Origin of the sequence: Coprobacillus cateniformis (genome assembly GCF_009767585.1) — a bacterium.
GTDB lineage: Bacteria > Bacillota_I > Bacilli_A > Erysipelotrichales > Coprobacillaceae > Coprobacillus > Coprobacillus cateniformis.
In genome coordinates this window covers 1,272,552-1,289,784 of record NZ_WSNW01000001.1, presented here as the reverse complement: position 1 = coordinate 1,289,784, position 17,233 = coordinate 1,272,552, and the positions used below count along the sequence as shown (strand labels likewise).

The 17,233-nt window shown below is 36.0% G+C and carries 15 protein-coding genes and 1 pseudogene; 12 read left to right on the top strand and 4 right to left on the bottom strand.

Annotated features, from left to right (window positions below; genetic code table 11):
* Positions 1-4 precede the first annotated feature (4 nt).
* From GQF29_RS06625 to GQF29_RS06610, 4 genes are all read right to left on the bottom strand, one after another.
* Entirely contained in the window at positions 5-1,105 is a 1,101-nt protein-coding gene (locus GQF29_RS06625; protein ID WP_054689495.1) for a site-specific integrase, read from the bottom strand.
* On the bottom strand, positions 1,105-1,389 hold the full coding sequence (locus GQF29_RS06620; RefSeq protein ID WP_054689494.1) for a helix-turn-helix domain-containing protein: 285 nt from the start codon (positions 1,387-1,389) through the stop codon (positions 1,105-1,107). Before GQF29_RS06620 ends, GQF29_RS06625 begins: the two co-directional genes overlap by 1 nt.
* A 12-nt stretch (positions 1,390-1,401) precedes the next feature.
* Complete coding sequence (gene mobV, locus GQF29_RS06615) at positions 1,402-2,643, bottom strand: MobV family relaxase (protein ID WP_054689493.1); 1,242 nt, start codon at positions 2,641-2,643, stop codon at positions 1,402-1,404.
* A 186-nt stretch (positions 2,644-2,829) separates the two neighbouring features.
* The gene (locus tag GQF29_RS06610; RefSeq protein ID WP_160340767.1) at positions 2,830-3,801 is read right to left on the bottom strand and encodes an AAA family ATPase; all 972 of its coding nucleotides are present in this window, start codon (positions 3,799-3,801) and stop codon (positions 2,830-2,832) included.
* Between the two features lie 300 nt (positions 3,802-4,101).
* Here GQF29_RS06610 and GQF29_RS06605 point away from each other — a divergent pair, with 300 nt between their 5' ends.
* From GQF29_RS06605 to GQF29_RS06550, 12 genes and pseudogenes are all read left to right on the top strand, one after another.
* Complete coding sequence (locus GQF29_RS06605; protein ID WP_054689491.1) at positions 4,102-4,773, top strand: helix-turn-helix domain-containing protein; 672 nt, start codon at positions 4,102-4,104, stop codon at positions 4,771-4,773.
* 94 nt (positions 4,774-4,867) lie between these two features.
* Complete coding sequence (locus GQF29_RS06600) at positions 4,868-5,197, top strand: hypothetical protein (protein WP_054689490.1); 330 nt, start codon at positions 4,868-4,870, stop codon at positions 5,195-5,197.
* A gap of 76 nt (positions 5,198-5,273) precedes the next feature.
* Positions 5,274-6,191: a helix-turn-helix transcriptional regulator gene (locus GQF29_RS06595; protein ID WP_054689488.1), complete on the top strand. Its 918-nt coding sequence runs from the start codon at positions 5,274-5,276 to the stop codon at positions 6,189-6,191.
* A gap of 50 nt (positions 6,192-6,241) precedes the next feature.
* Positions 6,242-6,814: a GNAT family N-acetyltransferase gene (locus GQF29_RS06590; protein WP_160340766.1), complete on the top strand. Its 573-nt coding sequence runs from the start codon at positions 6,242-6,244 to the stop codon at positions 6,812-6,814.
* A 129-nt stretch (positions 6,815-6,943) separates the two neighbouring features.
* Positions 6,944-7,537, top strand: a pseudogene (locus tag GQF29_RS06585) (amino acid--tRNA ligase-related protein); the annotation flags it as partial.
* Between the two features lie 568 nt (positions 7,538-8,105).
* The gene (locus tag GQF29_RS06580) at positions 8,106-9,494 is read left to right on the top strand and encodes a zinc-ribbon domain-containing protein (RefSeq protein WP_008789313.1); all 1,389 of its coding nucleotides are present in this window, start codon (positions 8,106-8,108) and stop codon (positions 9,492-9,494) included.
* On the top strand, positions 9,491-9,670 hold the full coding sequence (locus tag GQF29_RS06575; RefSeq protein WP_008789314.1) for a hypothetical protein: 180 nt from the start codon (positions 9,491-9,493) through the stop codon (positions 9,668-9,670). Before GQF29_RS06580 ends, GQF29_RS06575 begins: the two co-directional genes overlap by 4 nt.
* A 513-nt stretch (positions 9,671-10,183) precedes the next feature.
* Complete coding sequence (locus tag GQF29_RS06570; protein ID WP_202086284.1) at positions 10,184-11,038, top strand: ParA family protein; 855 nt, start codon at positions 10,184-10,186, stop codon at positions 11,036-11,038.
* Positions 10,995-11,933 (top strand): ParB/RepB/Spo0J family partition protein, encoded by a 939-nt coding sequence (locus GQF29_RS06565; RefSeq protein WP_008789316.1) that lies wholly within the window; start codon positions 10,995-10,997, stop codon positions 11,931-11,933. Before GQF29_RS06570 ends, GQF29_RS06565 begins: the two co-directional genes overlap by 44 nt.
* A 284-nt stretch (positions 11,934-12,217) precedes the next feature.
* A complete protein-coding gene (locus tag GQF29_RS06560; RefSeq protein WP_017144063.1) occupies positions 12,218-16,468 on the top strand; it encodes a SpaA isopeptide-forming pilin-related protein in 4,251 nt (1,416 codons plus the stop codon).
* 160 nt (positions 16,469-16,628) lie between these two features.
* Entirely contained in the window at positions 16,629-16,925 is a 297-nt protein-coding gene (locus tag GQF29_RS06555) for a hypothetical protein (protein WP_008789318.1), read from the top strand.
* A gap of 12 nt (positions 16,926-16,937) precedes the next feature.
* Positions 16,938-17,216, top strand: coding sequence for a hypothetical protein (locus tag GQF29_RS06550; protein WP_008789319.1), 279 nt, complete (start codon positions 16,938-16,940; stop codon positions 17,214-17,216).
* Positions 17,217-17,233: the final 17 nt, after the last annotated feature.

Genomic DNA, 17,233 nt, shown 5'->3' with positions numbered 1-17,233 from the left:
TACATTATAACTGATCGATATATTCAATTAAATTCTTACGACTTTTTTCATAAATATGAGCATACGTATTTCGCAACATTTCTACACTATGACCTAATCTTTCGGCTATGAGCAATTCAGATATTACTGGATTTGATAACAAATAACTTGCATGAGAATGTCGTAGCCCATGCACTGTTATTCTTTTAACTCCAGATTTTTCTACATCTTCATTAAACCATCTTCTAAGTGTAGCTATAGAGATATAAGTTTGATCTTTATACAAATAGTAATCCTCATTAAACCCTTCTAACTGAGAAACAATAATATATCTCTTTTTTAATTTTTCCACTAGTCTATTTGGCAGTTGAATCGTTCTATTTGAACGTGGAGTCTTAGGTGATGTTATTCTTGATGTAATTGCACTTAAGGATTTAGATATCCTTAGTTTATTATTAATAAGATCAACATCTCTCCATTGCAAAGCACAAAATTCACCAATACGTAAACCAGTAAGAAACATAAATTCGTAGATATCCCTTTTATATTCATCTTCAACTGTATTGATAAATTTGTGATATTGTTCTATTTCCCAAAAGTTTTCTTCACAAGACTGCTTTTTTATTATCTTATTTGGGTCTTTAGGTGGTTTAACTTTATGACATGGATTCTTTTGTAACCAATCATGATCAACTGCATAAGTGAATAATCCTGAGAGGTGTAATAAAATATTACGAGTTGATGACTCTCCATAAGCTCTATCATTATATCCATTTTGTAAAATTTCATTGATCCAACGTGTAATTTCTAAAGTTGTAATATCGTCAATATAACGATTACCAAAGCTAGGAGATATAACATATTTCTCAAATCTTTTATAGGCTTTAATAGTAGATAATTTAATATGATTAGGAGCATCCTTATGATACTCCACAATCAAATCATCTAATTTCAAACGAGTTGGCGAAATATGATTATATTGTTTTAAAAACTCTGCCTCTGCTAATTTTGCAGCTTTCTTGCTTTTAAAGCCTCTGCGTTTGTAATTCTTTCTTATTCCATTTTCATCTTTTGGCAGTTTTCCGTAAAAAGACCATGTTCCATTACTTTCCTTCTGTTGAGCCATTACACTGCTCCCACAATAGCATTATGATAATTTATTTTATTAACATCATCTTTCTTTCGTTTTTCGACAGTCTGTTTACTTATCATAGCTTTATTTTTATTACTAACATCTAAACCAATATAATCATCTTGGAAAGTTCGAATGACTTTTTGGGAGAACATATAATTTTTCCCAATTTTAATACCATCTATTATCCCTACTTCACGTAACATGGATATTGTATTTACATGCACATGAAGTAACTCAGCTACTTCTTCTCTTGTTAGCATTTTTAATTCTTCCATATAATATCCCTCCTATCTTGAAATATCTTTATATGAATGTTGTTCTTTTTTTAGAAAAACATCTTCATTTGATATATTTTGTTGACTTAAAAAGTTAATGCGTTCTTTTAATGTTTTGAACATCATTGCTGATTTTTTAATGGTTTTAAAACATATATCTTTGAGAATATCAATATTTATAGAATAATCATTTCTAGTAAATATACTTTTAAATTCATTAAATACTTTATCTAAACCAATAAGAGAAAGAAAAGATTCGTGAATAAATATTTGATTTTTGAGTTTTTCTGTTTTATTCTCTAATCTATCATAATTATTTCTTAAGCAAGAAAAATCATATTCTTGATCTTTAATCTGTTTTTCTAACGAGAAAATAGAATCATACAAATTATTGATTACTTGATTTTTTTCTTTTAATTGCTTTGCTAAAGGCATCTGTCTATATGAATCAATTTCTTTCTTTTGTGTTAGTGTTAAATGAGATAAAGTTCGAACATCAGATTGTAATTGTTTATTTGTATTTTTTAATTCATCAATAACCTGATGACTTTTCTTTAAAGACTTTGTTTTTTCAAAAATATTTGTAGTTTCATAGTTGATTTTATTCGATTCTACAATGATATTCTTACTTGCTTCAATATGATCATAAACATTCTTTAAACTTTTCTTTAAACTCAAATCTTCTTGATTTTTGAGTTCTTTTATTGTGCGATTTCCGTTGATTGTGGCATCGTTTTGGATAGCTGGCATATAACCCAATCTATTTTCAAGATAAGCTCCTAAATCAGGATGAAATCGCTTGAGTTCTTTCTTTGTCAAAATGTCCTTACATTTCAACCTCTCAATTCCATCAATTTCTACAACTGGTATAAATGAGAAATGAATGTGTGGTGTTGCTTCATCATTGTGTACCCACGCACTTACAATATTTTGAATACCATATTTGTCTCTTAGAAAATCATATGTGTATTCAAAGAATCTTTCTTGATCATCAGCAAGTACATCTTTTGGTAAAGTTACTATCCAATCAACAAGATAAACAATATCATCACGTTTGATATGTTTAACTTCATCTATTCTTTTCTTTATGAATATTTCAGGCTTCATCGGTTGAATTGTCTCAGCAAGATTATAGTTGAGATGCGTACGACTTATATCTATATCTTTGTTTGAAAGTTCGCACCCTTCTCTACGCTCACAGTGAATGACCAAGCCGATGACACCTGTACGTTTGACTTTTTGTGCATGTGCCATACTTTTCATCCTTTCAAAAAGCTCCCGGCAGGGCAAGTTTCCAAAAGGCTTTAGCTTTTTGGTATAACTTGCTAGACCAATTTTTTGGTCTCTCTTTTTAAAGATTGCCGATAGGCTTTATATTAAATTTTCAATGTTCTTGTTTTGTGACAGTGTGACAGTTGACTTCTATAGGGATTTCATCTGTCATCCTGTCATTTTATCGTTTTCATGATAGACTATTTTAATTATTCTTTTTTGACCATTTCTATCGTTAATAAAAGTGATATGATTTTCATCTAAATAAGGTTTATTTTGTTTTAGATACTTTGTAAGATAATTAGGATTAAGTTCCATCTTTGTCTTTTGAACAATCTCTTGACAAGTTCCTACAAGTTCATGTTTCTCTAAACTTACTACTGTATTAATCAACAGAAGAATATTTTTTGGTATTTCTTCAGTTATTGAATATTCATCAGTATCTAATATCCAATTAATATTTTTTTCATCTTTTTTGATCTTAATTATAGATTTATTACTTCTTAATATGAGTTTCAATTCTCCATGAGTATCAAATTCATTTCTTACGGAAAGTAACAACGTTCCTGTCGTAGCCCCAGAAAGTGCTTTTGACCCTATGAGATTATCCTGATCTATTCTTTCTTTATTTTTCTTTGTATGATGAATAAGAATACATATTAGATTTTTCTTAACAACAATATCTCTTAATTCCTTTAAAATAGGATAAACTTCATAATAACTATCATTAGAAGAGATAACTTCATCCAATCCAACATACGAATCAATAATAATAAGTTTATATTTTTCCATATCAACTATTTGATTTAATCTTTCATTTATATCATATATAGATTTAGAATCATTGAACTCATATAGAATTTCATTTGTTCCTGAAAGATTTAACGAAATAATTCGATTCTTTGTTTCAAAATCATAATTATCATTATCAAAATAAATAACTTTGCCTTTAGGCATAGATTTACCAAAAAAATCAATACCTTGTGCTACACAATTTGCCATTGTTGTTGCAACCATTGATTTTCCTACTTTGCTTGTTCCAGCTAAAACATACAAACCTGGCTTAAGCAACCCACCGAAAAGGTTTACGCCCTCTGATTTAAATTCTTTTTCTAATAATTCTTTTTGAGTTATTGGCATATAAAAACTCCTTTCTTAAAATAAATTTGAAAGGAGACATATTATTTGATATAATTCTCTAGAAAGAGCATTATGAAATATGTCTCTTTTCGTAGACGACTATCTAGAAAGTTTGGCGATGGACTAGATAGTCTTTTTTTCACTTATATCTCATTTACTTCACCTCCTCGATAAGGTATAATAATATAGTAGAAAATTATTAACTATAAGTATACCTTAATTATAATATATCACAAGGTATACTTATATGCAATATCATTATGGATATTTTTACACTATTTTATGTTAGGAGATATTATCATGTACTTTAAAGACTATATAAAAATGATGAGAGATAGAGATAAAATTACACAAGCACAATTAGCCAATGCTTTAAATGTGTCTTTGAATACCATAAAAAAAATTGAAAGTGGATCAACAAAAATCCCAAATTCTAAATTGCTAAATGCAATAGCAGAATATGAAAATGCACATCCATGCAAAGTATTAAGTAGAATTTTATTCGGTGATATTGTTGAAGACACTGACGAAAGATCAAAAAAAGCAATGAGAGTCACTTTTGCTTATTTTTCTTATAAGTATTTGGAAGGATGGAATATTGATCATGTTTTTAATGTTGAATACGTAGATGATATAGGTGATAGACAATTTATTGGAGAAATAAGCAAGAAAAAAGATTCTAAATATGTATTATTGATTGATTATATTGATAGATATCAATTAGATACAAGATACATTGATTGGCGAGAATACCAAATAGGATTCTTCACCCAAATATTTACAACTATGATATCTATTGATAAAAAATACATGGGAATGAATATCTTATTTGACGCTAACGATGAAAAAGAAGTAACTATCTTTAACGCGCTCAAATCCTTTGATACAGATCGTGTTAAAACTCAAATCACATATATATTATTTGATGATGTAGAATATAAAATTAAAGATACTCACTTAGTTACTAAGTAAGGAATGTGATAAATATGAAAGAAAATGAGTGGACACAATCCATTTGCGAACTGTTACAAAATCAATTAGGAGATAGTATATATATATTGATGTATTGAAAAAGATATCATATGCTTTAGAGTATATTGAATTTGATGAAAATCTTGATGGTGTTAAAACAAATGTTCAAGAATTTGAAACAGATCTATTAATTTACGAAAAACTAAATAACAGCATAAAACCAAGGGTTATAATTGAATCAAAAATTCAATCAGTGACAACTCACGATGCTATTACATATAGCTATAAGGCACAATGTCATAAAAACGTCATACCTTATTTGAGATATGGAATTATGCTTGGGAATAGAGGTGAGTATCCTTTGCCAGGAAGACTATCTAGACACGGCACCAATTTTGATTTCTTACTCAATTTTAAAGGATAAGAATTAAAATTTTTGAGAAATTTATTAATAAACAAATATAAATTTAATAAAACCATAGAAGGATTTTTAAAGAGAAATGAAAATAGAAAGATTGTTATTAATTATAATATATTTGCTTAATCATAAAAGAGTTACTGCCAAAACTTTATCAAATCAATTTGATGTTTCAATTCGTACAATTCAAAGAGATATTGATACATTAACTCTTACAGGATTTCCTATTATTTCGTTTGTTGGAACAGACGGTGGATATGAAATTGATGAGCAGTATAAAATGAATGTACAGTTAGCAGATGAACAAGACTATAAAATAATAATATCAGCTTTAAAAGGTTTTAATAGTGCTTTTACCAATAAAAAAATAGAGAGAGTTTTAAATAAAATCAAGTTATTAAATCATGATTCTCAAGAACATATCATTTTAGACTTTAGTATTCTCAAAGAAAAAAAGCCAATTAATAAAAACTTGCTATTATTGGAAAAATTAATATTAAATCAAAATGTTGTTGAGTTTGATTATACAAATTCAAAAAATGAATTTTCACAAAGGAAAGTTGATCCTATTGCTATTATTTATAAATGGTATTCATGGTATCTCATTGGCTTTGATAGAGATAGAAAGGACTATAGATATTACAAAATTATAAGAATGGAGAATATCAAAAAAGTTTCTGGCTTTAACAATCATTATCAACAAGACATTTATCAAATTATGAAAAATAAGATGAATGATCAAAGAGAGTATTATAATATTGAAGTATTGTGTAAAAAAAATAGTCATATTAAAGCAATTGAATACTTAAATGCAAAATTAATTGCAATAAAAGATAATGGTGATTACGTTTTATCTTTACACCTTCCTAAAGATGAAGAACTATGGAAAGGAACATTATTATCTTTTAGTAATGAAATAGTCATTTTAAAACCTTTGGAAGTAAAAAAAGAATTAAATAAAAGAGCACAGGAATTTTTACACAGTAATTGTGACATATAGCTGTCATAGTTGCTGTGTTATTATTTATATATAATGAAGGAGGCAGAAAAATGATTAATGTAAATAATAATATATATATAGAAAATAATCAATTTAGTTTAAGAATAGTAAAATTTGAAGATGCTAAAGATTTATTAGAAGTTTATTCTGATTCAAAGGCTCAACAGCTATTTAATAGCGATAATTGCCATGGGGATGATTTTCACTATGAAACACTGCCAAGGATGGAAGAAGCTATTTCTTTTTGGTTAGAAAATAGTAAAAATAAACATTTTATAAGATTATGTATTATTGATAAAAATATAAATATAGCCATTGGAACAATAGAATTATTTCAAAGGCGTTCCAAAGATTACTACAATGGTAAAGCTATTATGCGTTTGGATTTAAAAAGTAATTACGAAAAAAGTGAGTATATTAAAAATATTATTCAACTCATAATACCCAATATTTATACTATCTGTTGTAGTAAATTTCTTGTAACTAAAATTCCAGTTTTTGCAAAAGAAAGATTAAAAGCTTTTAAGGATTTAGATTTTGAAAGTGAAAAAGAATATTTAATTGGAACAGATGGAACACAATATGGTAATTACTATACTAAAAAAGTCGATTATATTTCATAATGAGATGGCATACATTTCGGCATACAAAACAAGATAACTATATATAAAATCTACAAATTATATACATTTTTAGATGTTTACTGATACAAAAAAACACATAAAAACATATATAAAAATTATATATGGATTGAAATGGATTTAGATTATGTAGAGGCTTTAGAGTATGGACTACCTCCAACAGGTGGTATGGGAATGGGAATTGATCGACTTGTTATGCTGTTAACTGGACAAGAGTCAATTCGTGAAGTAATCTTATTCCCGACAATGAAGACCCTCGGTGGTGTAAAATCCGAAAATGGTGTAAGTTCTAAAGAGGTTTCTACACCAAATTCAGAGCCTGAGAAGATTGATTTTTCTAAGGTAAAGGTAGAGCCTTTATTTGAGGAAGCAGTTGATTTTGATACATTCAGCAAGTCAGATTTCCGTGCAGTAAAGGTTAAAGAGTGTGTTGCCGTACCGAAGTCAAAGAAACTGTTACAGTTCACTCTTGATGACGGAACAGGCACAGATAGAACCATTTTAAGCGGTATTCATAGCTTTTATGAGCCGGAAGAACTGATTGGAAAGACTCTTATCGCTATCACAAATCTTCCACCGAGAGCTATGATGGGCATTGACTCTTGCGGTATGCTCCTCAGTGCTATCCACGAAGAAGAAGGCGAAGAAAAGCTTCATCTTCTGATGGTTGATGACCATATTCCGGCAGGTGCAAAGCTCTACTAAGAAGTACCGTTTTACCCTATAAAACGGGATGTACTTCATTTGTGAAAAAGCTCTGAAAATACACAAATACACCAAATTTACACCAAATGGTGCTTGAAATGGTGCAGAGCCTTAAAAATCGCATAATTTTCAAGATATATGGGCAGTTCCATTGCGGAATTGCCCATTTTTCGTTATAAACCGATGTTTGCACAGAAGATGGATAACAGTTAAGATGTTCCTGACGATACGATATTGTATGAGCTTAAAATTGGAGGAACAAGAAATGTATATGCGATTGACACCGAGAGAAAAAGAGATGGCAGATATGTTTGAGCAAATGAGCAAGGATGAACAGGAAATAATGATTGAGTTTGCAAAATGATTACGAACGGAAGACCCTAAAGAATTGGTAAAAGAAATAAATCAGCGATTAGATATAGATGATGAGTAATCGGTTGTATATTGTCCTTTGAGAGAGGAGAAATCTTTTCTTAATGGGCTTTTTTATTTTTACTGATATTCGCAAACTACAAGAAAAAGCCGAAACTTCATATACTTTAATCACAGAGGAAGTGGAGGTTTTGATATGAGTAATAGCTTAGCGGCAGTACATCCGGAATTGATTGTCGAATGGTCGGATAGGAATTTACCGCTGACACCGGACAGCGTGACTTTCGGCTCGAATAAGAAAGTATGGTGGAAAGGTGCTTGCGGTCACGAATGGGAAACAAGTATAAAGGCTCGTTCCAGTGGGGAGAAATGCCCCATATGCTCCGGTGCGAGAGTGATTGAAGGAATTAACGATTTAAATACATTGAAGCCGGAATTGGCTTCGGAGTGGTCAGAGGAAAATGAAATCAAACCGACAGAGGTATCTATCGGCTCACACAAGAAAGTGATATGGAAATGTAAATTAGGACACGAATGGATAGCCACTGTAAAGAGCAGAACCATCAATAGAACAGGTTGCCCGTACTGCTCCCATAACAAAGTGCTTGCAGGATTTAATGACCTTGCAACAGTATTGCCGGAAGTAGCAGCAGAATGGTCGAACAAAAATGAAAAGAAGCCTAACGAAGTTACGGCATTTGCAAACAGCAAGGCTTGGTGGAAGTGCAATACCTGCGGTTATGAATGGAATACGCTTATCTCCACACGCTCAGGTGGCAGTAAATGTCCCTGTTGCAGTGGCTATACATTTATAAAAGGTAAGAATGACCTAAAAAGTACACACCCACAGATAGCCAAAGAATGGTCAGAGAAAAACTATCCTCTGCAATCGGATGAAGTCAATGCAAAGTCGAGGAAAAATGTATGGTGGTATTGCAGAAAATGTGGAAACGAGTGGAAATCAGTTATCAATGCCCGTGTGAAAGGAACGGTTTGCCCTGTCTGTGCAGAGCGAGAAGTGCTTGCCGGATACAATGACCTTGCAACAACTGATAGAGAATTACTTGTTGAGTGGGATTATGAATTAAACAAGTTAAAACCGACAGAAGTTTCAAGAAATTCGGCAAAGAGAGCGTGGTGGAAATGCAGATACGGTCATTCTTGGAGTATGAAGATAAACGAGCGTACTGTTCTTGGAAAAGGGTGCAGGATGTGTGAGCAGAAGTATATGTCGTTATTCCCGGCTCTTGCAATCAGTTATTATTCCAATTTGAAAGGATTGAAAGTTGAACTTGGCTCTGATAGGTTATTCGGCATTCCACTTGATGTATATATCCCACTGGAGCAGGTTGCCATTCAAGTGAATACGGACTCGGAGAAGATAGATATACTAAAGGAACATCTTTGTAAACAACGGGGAATCAAACTCATTAAGTTGCCGATGAAGCCAAACGAAGTGGAAAACGTTTATGCACAGCGTATCAAAGCAGCATTTCAGAGCGTACATATATTTATATCTTCCGACACACAAGAAGATGTCAGGATAATAAGGAAAACATTTGAGAACTGGAGGAGCAGCAGATGAGAGAAAAGAAATATCATATTTATCTAACCGATGACGAGCAAAGCAGAGTGATACAGTCGCTTATCAATCTGAAAAATAACTTGATAGCACAAGGCAGATATACCGATGCAGTAGATGATGTCCTCTGCAAAGTGCTTGGTGCAAAGAAAAAGAAATTGAAAATAGAATATATTTAGAACGTTGATTTGCCGTCTGTTTTTAACCGAAACAGACGGTTTTTTTGTTTTCAAAAATTTTTTCAAAAAATTTTTCGGTAAAACAGCGATTTTGGGTGTCCAAAATGAAGCCCTTTGTGCAATGAGTGAAGGGGTTAATTCCTGATGATGAAAATGGAAACCTTTTCACTCGTTTTTTGACAACTGAATATACAGGTCGCTAAGACTTTAATTCTGATGATAGCCACTTTAGCAGGTACGCCGAAACTTCTGAAAATTGCAGAACAGCGAGAACTCCTGTTATGAGTATCGGATTGCAACCGATATGGCGATGACAGTCAGAATGATAATGATACTTCTCTACGGAGCTGGCGGAGTACCCGGCAGAGGTTAGAATCCTATGATACAGATAAGCAGTCTGTTCCTTAGTGACTTCCCATGAGCGTTTTGCTTGGCAAGGGGTGTTGAGAACAAATATTGCTATGACCGATTAGGAAATGGGTCGGTCAGGTACATAGCCATAATGCGGTGGCTATGAATTTTCAGAAAGGAGGGCAAAAGGAAGTGTCAAACTGCAAAACGATTTCCGTATGTAACCAGAAAGGCGGAGTCGGGAAAACCACCACAACCGTTAATCTCGGAGTCGGGCTTGCAATGCAGGGCAAGAAAGTATTGCTCATAGACGCAGACCCGCAGGGAGATTTAACGACTTGTCTTGGTTGGCAGGATACAGATGGCTTGGGTATCACGCTTGCAACGAAACTCACAGATGTAATCAATGAAACGATGACAGACCCTATGGTTGGTATCCTGCACCACGAAGAAGGTGTTGACCTTGTTCCGGCAAACCTTGAGCTTTCAGCAATGGAATTTAACCTTATGAACGCAATGAGCAGAGAAACTACACTCAAGAACTATCTGAGTCAAGTGAAGAACAGATATGATTATGTAATTATAGACTGTATGCCTTCACTTGGTATGGTTACTCTCAATGCTTTATCGGCAGCAGACAGTGTTATTATTCCGGTTCAGGCTCAGTATTTGCCTGCAAAGGGTATGACACAGCTTGTGCAGACCATTTCAAAAGTAAAGAAGTATATCAATCCGGATATTAAGATAGACGGTATGCTGCTTACTTTGGTGGATAGCCGAACAAACCTTGCAAAGAGTACGGTGGAAGCACTCAGGGCAAACTTCGGTAATCAGATAAGAATGTATCGAACACAAATCCCGATTGCCGTAAAAGCCGCAGAAACTTCTTCCAAAGGCAAAAGCATTTATGCTTATGAGCCAAACAGCACAGTGTCTAAGGCATACGCTGAATTTACAAAGGAGGTGTTAGCCGATGGCAGGAAGAAAGAGCGACTTCACTCTCACGAAGCTCGATGATTTATTTACCACTCAGGCACAGAGAGATGAAGAACAGCTTTCAAAAATCCGAGATATTCCATTGGAGCTGATTGATGATTTTCCCGACCACCCGTTTAAGGTCAGGGACGATGAAGATATGATGCAGCTTGTGGAGAGTGTCAAGGAAAGAGGGGTTATTACTCCGGCAACGGTAAGGCAGAAAGAGGACGGCAGATATGAACTTGTTTCAGGACACAGACGAAAGCGAGCTTGTGAACTGGCAGGATTTGAAACACTGAGAAGTGAGATTGTAGACCTGAACAGAGATGAAGCGACCATTTTAATGGTTGAGAGTAATTTCCAGAGGTCAGAGATATTGCCAAGTGAAAAAGCCTTTGCCTATAAAATGCGTTTGGAAGCAATGAAAAGACAAGCAGGCAGACCAAGAAAAGAAAATGTGTCCCCAGTGGGGACGAATTTACGAACTGATGAACAAATTGCACAGGAAACAGGGGACAGCAGAAATCAGATACACCGATATGTGCGTCTGACAAACCTTGTTCCTGAACTGCTTGAATTTGTTGATGAGGGACGTATCAAAATGCGTCCTGCCGTAGAACTTTCTTACCTTGATGAAGATTGCCAGCGTGATGTGGTTGATGAAATCGACCTGAATGACGCAACCCCGTCACACGACCAGACAATCCGTATGCGAAAGTTATTCAACGAGGGCAACCTTACAACCGAAGCAATCCACGCTGTTATGTCTGAGGAAAAGCCGAATCAAAAGGAAAAAATCGTGTTGAGGGGCGACAGAGTAAGGCAGCTTATCCCGAAAAACATTCCCGTCAGTCAGACGGAGGATTTTGTCTGCAAAGCATTGGAGCATTACAACAAGTTCTTGCGTAACCGTGCAGAGCGTGACAGCAGATAGCCTGTTTTACAGTTCCCCTTTCTCACACTCTAACCCCTTAGTTATACTTTTACCTACCGAAAATGATATATACTATCTCACTTGAATATAACTATCTCAAAATATATGTCTATCTCTAAGGGGGAATCGCACAGTATGAACGGACTGGAGGTGTATGGTAAAATGAAAAATTAACGAAAAATCCGCATTTGTTTTTCGGCAGGTAAATCTTGTCGTAAGAGAAAATCCATAAAGGCACATCGTAGCGATACGGTGTGTTTTCAATTTTTACAGGAGGAAACGCAATGATAAAGTCAAAATTCAAAAGAGTCACGTCGCTTTTCTTGGCGACCCTTATGTGTGTGACCACTTTTGCAGGCATTGGCTCGACAACAGCATATGCTGCTTCGGGAGAAAAAGCCGATGTTTATATGGTCGATTTCCCTCGTGATGGCGATGCTAATTACGATGGGGTATGGGGACACAGCAATTTGACCTTGAAAAATGGTTGGCATACCGGACGTTCCAATTTTACCAATCTTAAGGCTATTGGCTCATACTCAGGTAATGTTGCTTATTGTATTGAGCCGGGAATTTCGCTCAAGGTCGGTCAGACAATGAATAAGTATGACGAAAATTATTTTAATAACCTTGCAGCCAATGGGGTTATTTCCGGAGATGAAATCCGTCTTTTCGTTGGTCGTATTTTACAGTATGGCTATCGTGGGACAATCTCGACATCTTGGAGGTCACAGAATGAAGCGGCAGCAAACAGCATTGCACAGGCTTATGCCACGCAGCTTCTTATCTGGGAAACTGTTATCGGAGAGCGTGATGCAAACTTCAATCATGTAGCAGCCAGTGGTTGCAGCAATGTGAAAGATGTCATCAATGCAAAGCATCCGCTCCGCAATAAGATTTTCAGTTATTACAACAGTATGGTACAGAGTGTACAGAACCATGCGACCATACCGAGCTTTTGTAATAAATCATCCGGTTCGGCAAAGACAATAGAGCTTGAGTGGAACGGAAGTAAGTACACAACTACTCTGACAGACTCCAATAATGTGCTGTCCAAATATAATTTCAAGGCAAGCATCAGTGGAGTAAGTTTTTCAGTGAATGGTAACAAACTTACGGTTTCTATGGACACCGCACCGAGTAAGGAATTTACCATTACCGCAACGAAGAAAAATGCAGTCCGCAGAGGTGTGGTTGTATGGTCAGAGGGCAAACACGGTCAGAACTCCAGTGTGCAGGATGTTGTCAGCTATGCTCAGGAAGTAAGCGACAGTATCAACGGTTATGTGAAGATGAAAGTCAGCTATGGTTCTTGTCAGATTGTAAAGACCAGTGAGGACGGCAAAGTTGACGGTATTAACTTCACGATTACCGGAAACGGTATCAATCAGACAGTTACAACAGCTAATGGCGGTAAGTTCCAGATTGATAACCTTATGCCGGGTATCTATACTGTAACCGAGCAGGCATACGATAAGTACGAGCCGCAGGAAACACATAGAGTTACTGTTGTAGCAGGACAGGTTGCAAAGGTCAATTTCAATAACAAATTGAAGCGTGGCGACCTTCAGGTAGTGAAGTCCTCAGAAGATAACCTTGTTGAAGGTGTGAAGTTCCATCTTTTCGGTACTTCTCTTTCCGGTGATGCTGTTGACCAGTATGCAGTTACGGATAAAGACGGTGTGGCAACTTTCAAAGATGTGCTTATCAGTGGTTCTGAACCATATACTCTTGAAGAAGTGGACACAGCTATCCGTTATGTTGTGCCAAAAAATCAGACTGCACCAGTGAAGTGGAAAGAAGTAACCACAAGAAACTTCAATAATATTTTGAAGAAGTTTACTGCAACAGTAACAAAGAGCGACGCTGAGAAAGGCGAAGCACAGGGCAATGCCAAACTTTCGGGAGCAGTTTACGGTATCTATAAGGGAGAAACGCTTGTAGATAAGTATGTTACTGATGAAAACGGTCAGTTCACTACTAAAGAATATGTTTGTGATACCGATTGGACAATCCGAGAAATTACACCGTCAGAGGGATATTTGCTTGATAAGACTATCCATGAAGTAGGTGCAGACCCGAAACTTTATGAGGTGGAACACAACCTTACTTCCAATGATGTAACCGAGCAGGTAATCAAAGGTAACGTGGCTATCATTAAACACACTGATGATGGAGAAACAAAGATTGAAACTCCTGAAAAGGGAGCTTCCTTTGAGATTTATCTGAAATCTGCCGGAAGCTATGACGCAGCCAATAAAGACGAGAGAGATACTATCGTTTGCGATGAAAATGGCTTCGGTCAGACAAAAGATATGCCGTATGGTATTTATACCGTACACCAGACTTCCGGTTGGGAAGGCAGAGAGATGATGGATGATTTTGATGTGTTCATTTCACAGAACGCACAGACTTATCGTTATCTCATCAATAACCGTAACTTCGAGAGCTTTGTCAATGTAGTCAAGGTGGATGCAGAAAGCGGAAAGAGTATTCCGTATGCAGGAGCAGGATTTAAGATTTACGACCCGCAGGGCAATCAGGTCAAAATGACCTTTACTTATCCGACACCGACCACGATTGATGTGTTCTATACCGACGCAAACGGTTCTCTTGTAACACCTGAAAAACTGGATTACGGCAAGGGATATTCTATCGTAGAGGTACAAGCTCCATACGGGTATGTACTTGATGATACTCCGGTATATTTTGATATTACCGAAGAAAATTCCACAGAGGAAGGCGGCGTAACTGTTGTGAAAGTCAATAAACCGAATATGGCACAGAAAGGTACTATCACGGTTGAAAAGACCGGAGAAGTATTTAGTGGTGTCAATGTAAGTGGTTCTGAGGACAGTGATGTTATCTATCAGCCTGTTTATGAAGTGGCAGGACTTGAGGGTGCAGTTTATGAGGTCCGTGCTGCGGAAGATATTAGTACACCGGACGGTACACTCCGCTATTCAAAGGGCGAAGTGGTAGATACTATCACAACAAGCTCCGATGGATTTGTGAAGAGCAAAGAACTTTATCTCGGAAAATACGAGGTCAAGGAAATTACTGCACCTTACGGAATGGTAGTGAGTGGCGAAACACATACGGTTGAGCTTACTTACGCAGGTCAGAATATCTCTGTTACCGAAACTTCCACATCGTTCTATAACGAAAGACAGAAAGTTCAGGTAAGCCTTGCAAAAGCCATTGAAAAGGACAAGACATTTGGTATTGGCGACAACGGAGAAATCAAAAACATCAGCTTTGGTCTTTATGCCGCAGAAGATATTGTATCTGCAAGCGGTACAGTTATTCCGGCTGATGGACTGATTGAGATTGTCAGCGTAAATGAAAATGGAACTGCTGTTATGAAGTCAGACCCTCCGTTTGGCAAATACTATGTCAAAGAGATTGCAACCGATGAGCATTATGTTCTCTCTGATACGAAGTATCCGGTTGTGTTTGAATACGCAGGTCAGGATACCGCAACAGTTGAAATCAAAGTAAATGATGGAAAAGAAATCAAGAATGAACTTATCTATGGTTCTGTATCAGGTAAGAAGATTGACGAGAACGGAGAAGCACTTGAGGGTGCTGTTATCGGTATCTTCAAAGCCGAAGAAACAGAATTTACAAAGGATACTGCACTTATGACGACTACCTCTGCAAAAGACGGTAGTTTTTCTTTTGAAAAAGTTCCTTATGGCAAATGGATTGTAAGAGAAATCGAGCAGCCAAAGGGATTTGTTCTTGATGAAAAAGCGTATGAGGTCAATATCAGCAAAGCCGAGCAGGTAGTTGAAATTGAGATTGTCAATGAGTATGTTCACGGCAATATCAGACTCACGAAGGTGGACGCTGAATATCCGGATAACAAACTTATGGGTGCAACCTTTGAGGTATATAAGGACACCAATGAGAACGGAAAGATTGATGATGGCGATGAACTTATCGGAAATCTTGAAGAAACCGAAACCGGAATTTATGAGATGAAAGAGCTGCTTTACGGAAAATATATTGTTCGTGAAACCAAAGCACCGGAGGGCTTCCTGCTTGATAAGGGAGAATACTCTGTTTTCATTGAGAAAGACGAAACAACTTATTCCGTTGAGAATAAGGCAGGTGTTGGATTTATCAATGAAGCTATGCGTGGAACACTGAAAATCGTTAAGACATCTTCAGACGGTAAGGTTAAAGGTTTTGCGTTCAGAGTAACCGGAGCAAACGGCTATGATATGACATTTGAAACAGATAAGAACGGCGAAATCGTGATTGAGGGACTTCGTATTGGCGAATATACCATATCAGAAGTGGCAAACAATGCGTCTGCCGCATATATCACACCTGCCGACCAGAATGTTACTATCAAACTTGATGAAACAGCCGTTGTAAAAATGCACAATGAGTTAAGAGATACGCCGAAAACAGGAGATAATACCAATATGAAACTTTGGTATGTCCTTGCCGGACTTTCTTCTGTCGGTATCGCCGTAACTTCTGTTGTTGCACACAAAAAGAAGAAAAAGGAGGGTAACGAGTAATGGAAGCAAAGACAATTATCGCTATCGCATTAGTCGCCGTTATTGTCGGCGGCTTTATCTTTCTTCAGGTTAAAAACCGTAAGAAGTAAGTAACAAGCGAACATTAACCAGTCGGGGCAGAGCGTAAAAACTCTGTCCCTTTAATTTTTGGAGGAACATTATGAAACAACAGAAAACGGTGGAGAGCCGAGTGCTTGAAATCTTAAAGGAATGCCCGATGTCGAGGTATGATGATATGCTTCTCATTCTGCATTATTACAACCAATACGGATATATGCCTGCCGGAAATCTTCCGCTTGAGGATATTGTATTTAATTACAGAGCATACGGACTTCCTTGTTTTGAAACCATACGCAGGGCAAGGCAGAGAGTACAGTCCCTTTTTCCTGAGTATTCACGTAATCCGCAGAAAGAAGAACAGAGCGGCAGTATTTCTATTGTAATCAACATTAGCTAAGGAGGTATTTTCGTGAAAGACAAAGCAACTTTTCAGAATAAGGTCAAGGTGCTGAATAAACTCTTTGACTCCGGTTGTGATACGGAGAAAAAGTTGCAGCAGCTTGATATGGAAGCAATCCTGAAAATCCCGAATATCACGATTCCTGATATGGGTGTGATTATGGAGCTTCAGAAGAATACAAAGTCCGGTAAACTCTTTTCGTATTTGGGCGGAGGTTCTGATGAAGCAGTAAAACATAACAGAGGTAACAATGAGAAGAAAGAGCCTGCTATGCAGGAGCAGAGATAAGAAACGATAAGGAGGTG

Coding starts and splice junctions, on each gene's coding strand:
- GQF29_RS06625 (WP_054689495.1), bottom strand. CDS start 1,105: ATGGCTCAACAGAAGGAAAGTAATGGAACATGGTCTTTTTACGGAAAA.
- GQF29_RS06620 (WP_054689494.1), bottom strand. CDS start 1,389: ATGGAAGAATTAAAAATGCTAACAAGAGAAGAAGTAGCTGAGTTACTT.
- mobV (WP_054689493.1), bottom strand. CDS start 2,643: ATGGCACATGCACAAAAAGTCAAACGTACAGGTGTCATCGGCTTGGTC.
- GQF29_RS06610 (WP_160340767.1), bottom strand. CDS start 3,801: ATGCCAATAACTCAAAAAGAATTATTAGAAAAAGAATTTAAATCAGAG.
- GQF29_RS06605 (WP_054689491.1), top strand. CDS start 4,102: ATGTACTTTAAAGACTATATAAAAATGATGAGAGATAGAGATAAAATT.
- GQF29_RS06595 (WP_054689488.1), top strand. CDS start 5,274: ATGAAAATAGAAAGATTGTTATTAATTATAATATATTTGCTTAATCAT.
- GQF29_RS06590 (WP_160340766.1), top strand. CDS start 6,242: ATGATTAATGTAAATAATAATATATATATAGAAAATAATCAATTTAGT.
- GQF29_RS06580 (WP_008789313.1), top strand. CDS start 8,106: ATGAGTAATAGCTTAGCGGCAGTACATCCGGAATTGATTGTCGAATGG.
- GQF29_RS06575 (WP_008789314.1), top strand. CDS start 9,491: ATGAGAGAAAAGAAATATCATATTTATCTAACCGATGACGAGCAAAGC.
- GQF29_RS06570 (WP_202086284.1), top strand. CDS start 10,184: ATGAATTTTCAGAAAGGAGGGCAAAAGGAAGTGTCAAACTGCAAAACG.
- GQF29_RS06565 (WP_008789316.1), top strand. CDS start 10,995: ATGGCAGGAAGAAAGAGCGACTTCACTCTCACGAAGCTCGATGATTTA.
- GQF29_RS06560 (WP_017144063.1), top strand. CDS start 12,218: ATGATAAAGTCAAAATTCAAAAGAGTCACGTCGCTTTTCTTGGCGACC.
- GQF29_RS06555 (WP_008789318.1), top strand. CDS start 16,629: ATGAAACAACAGAAAACGGTGGAGAGCCGAGTGCTTGAAATCTTAAAG.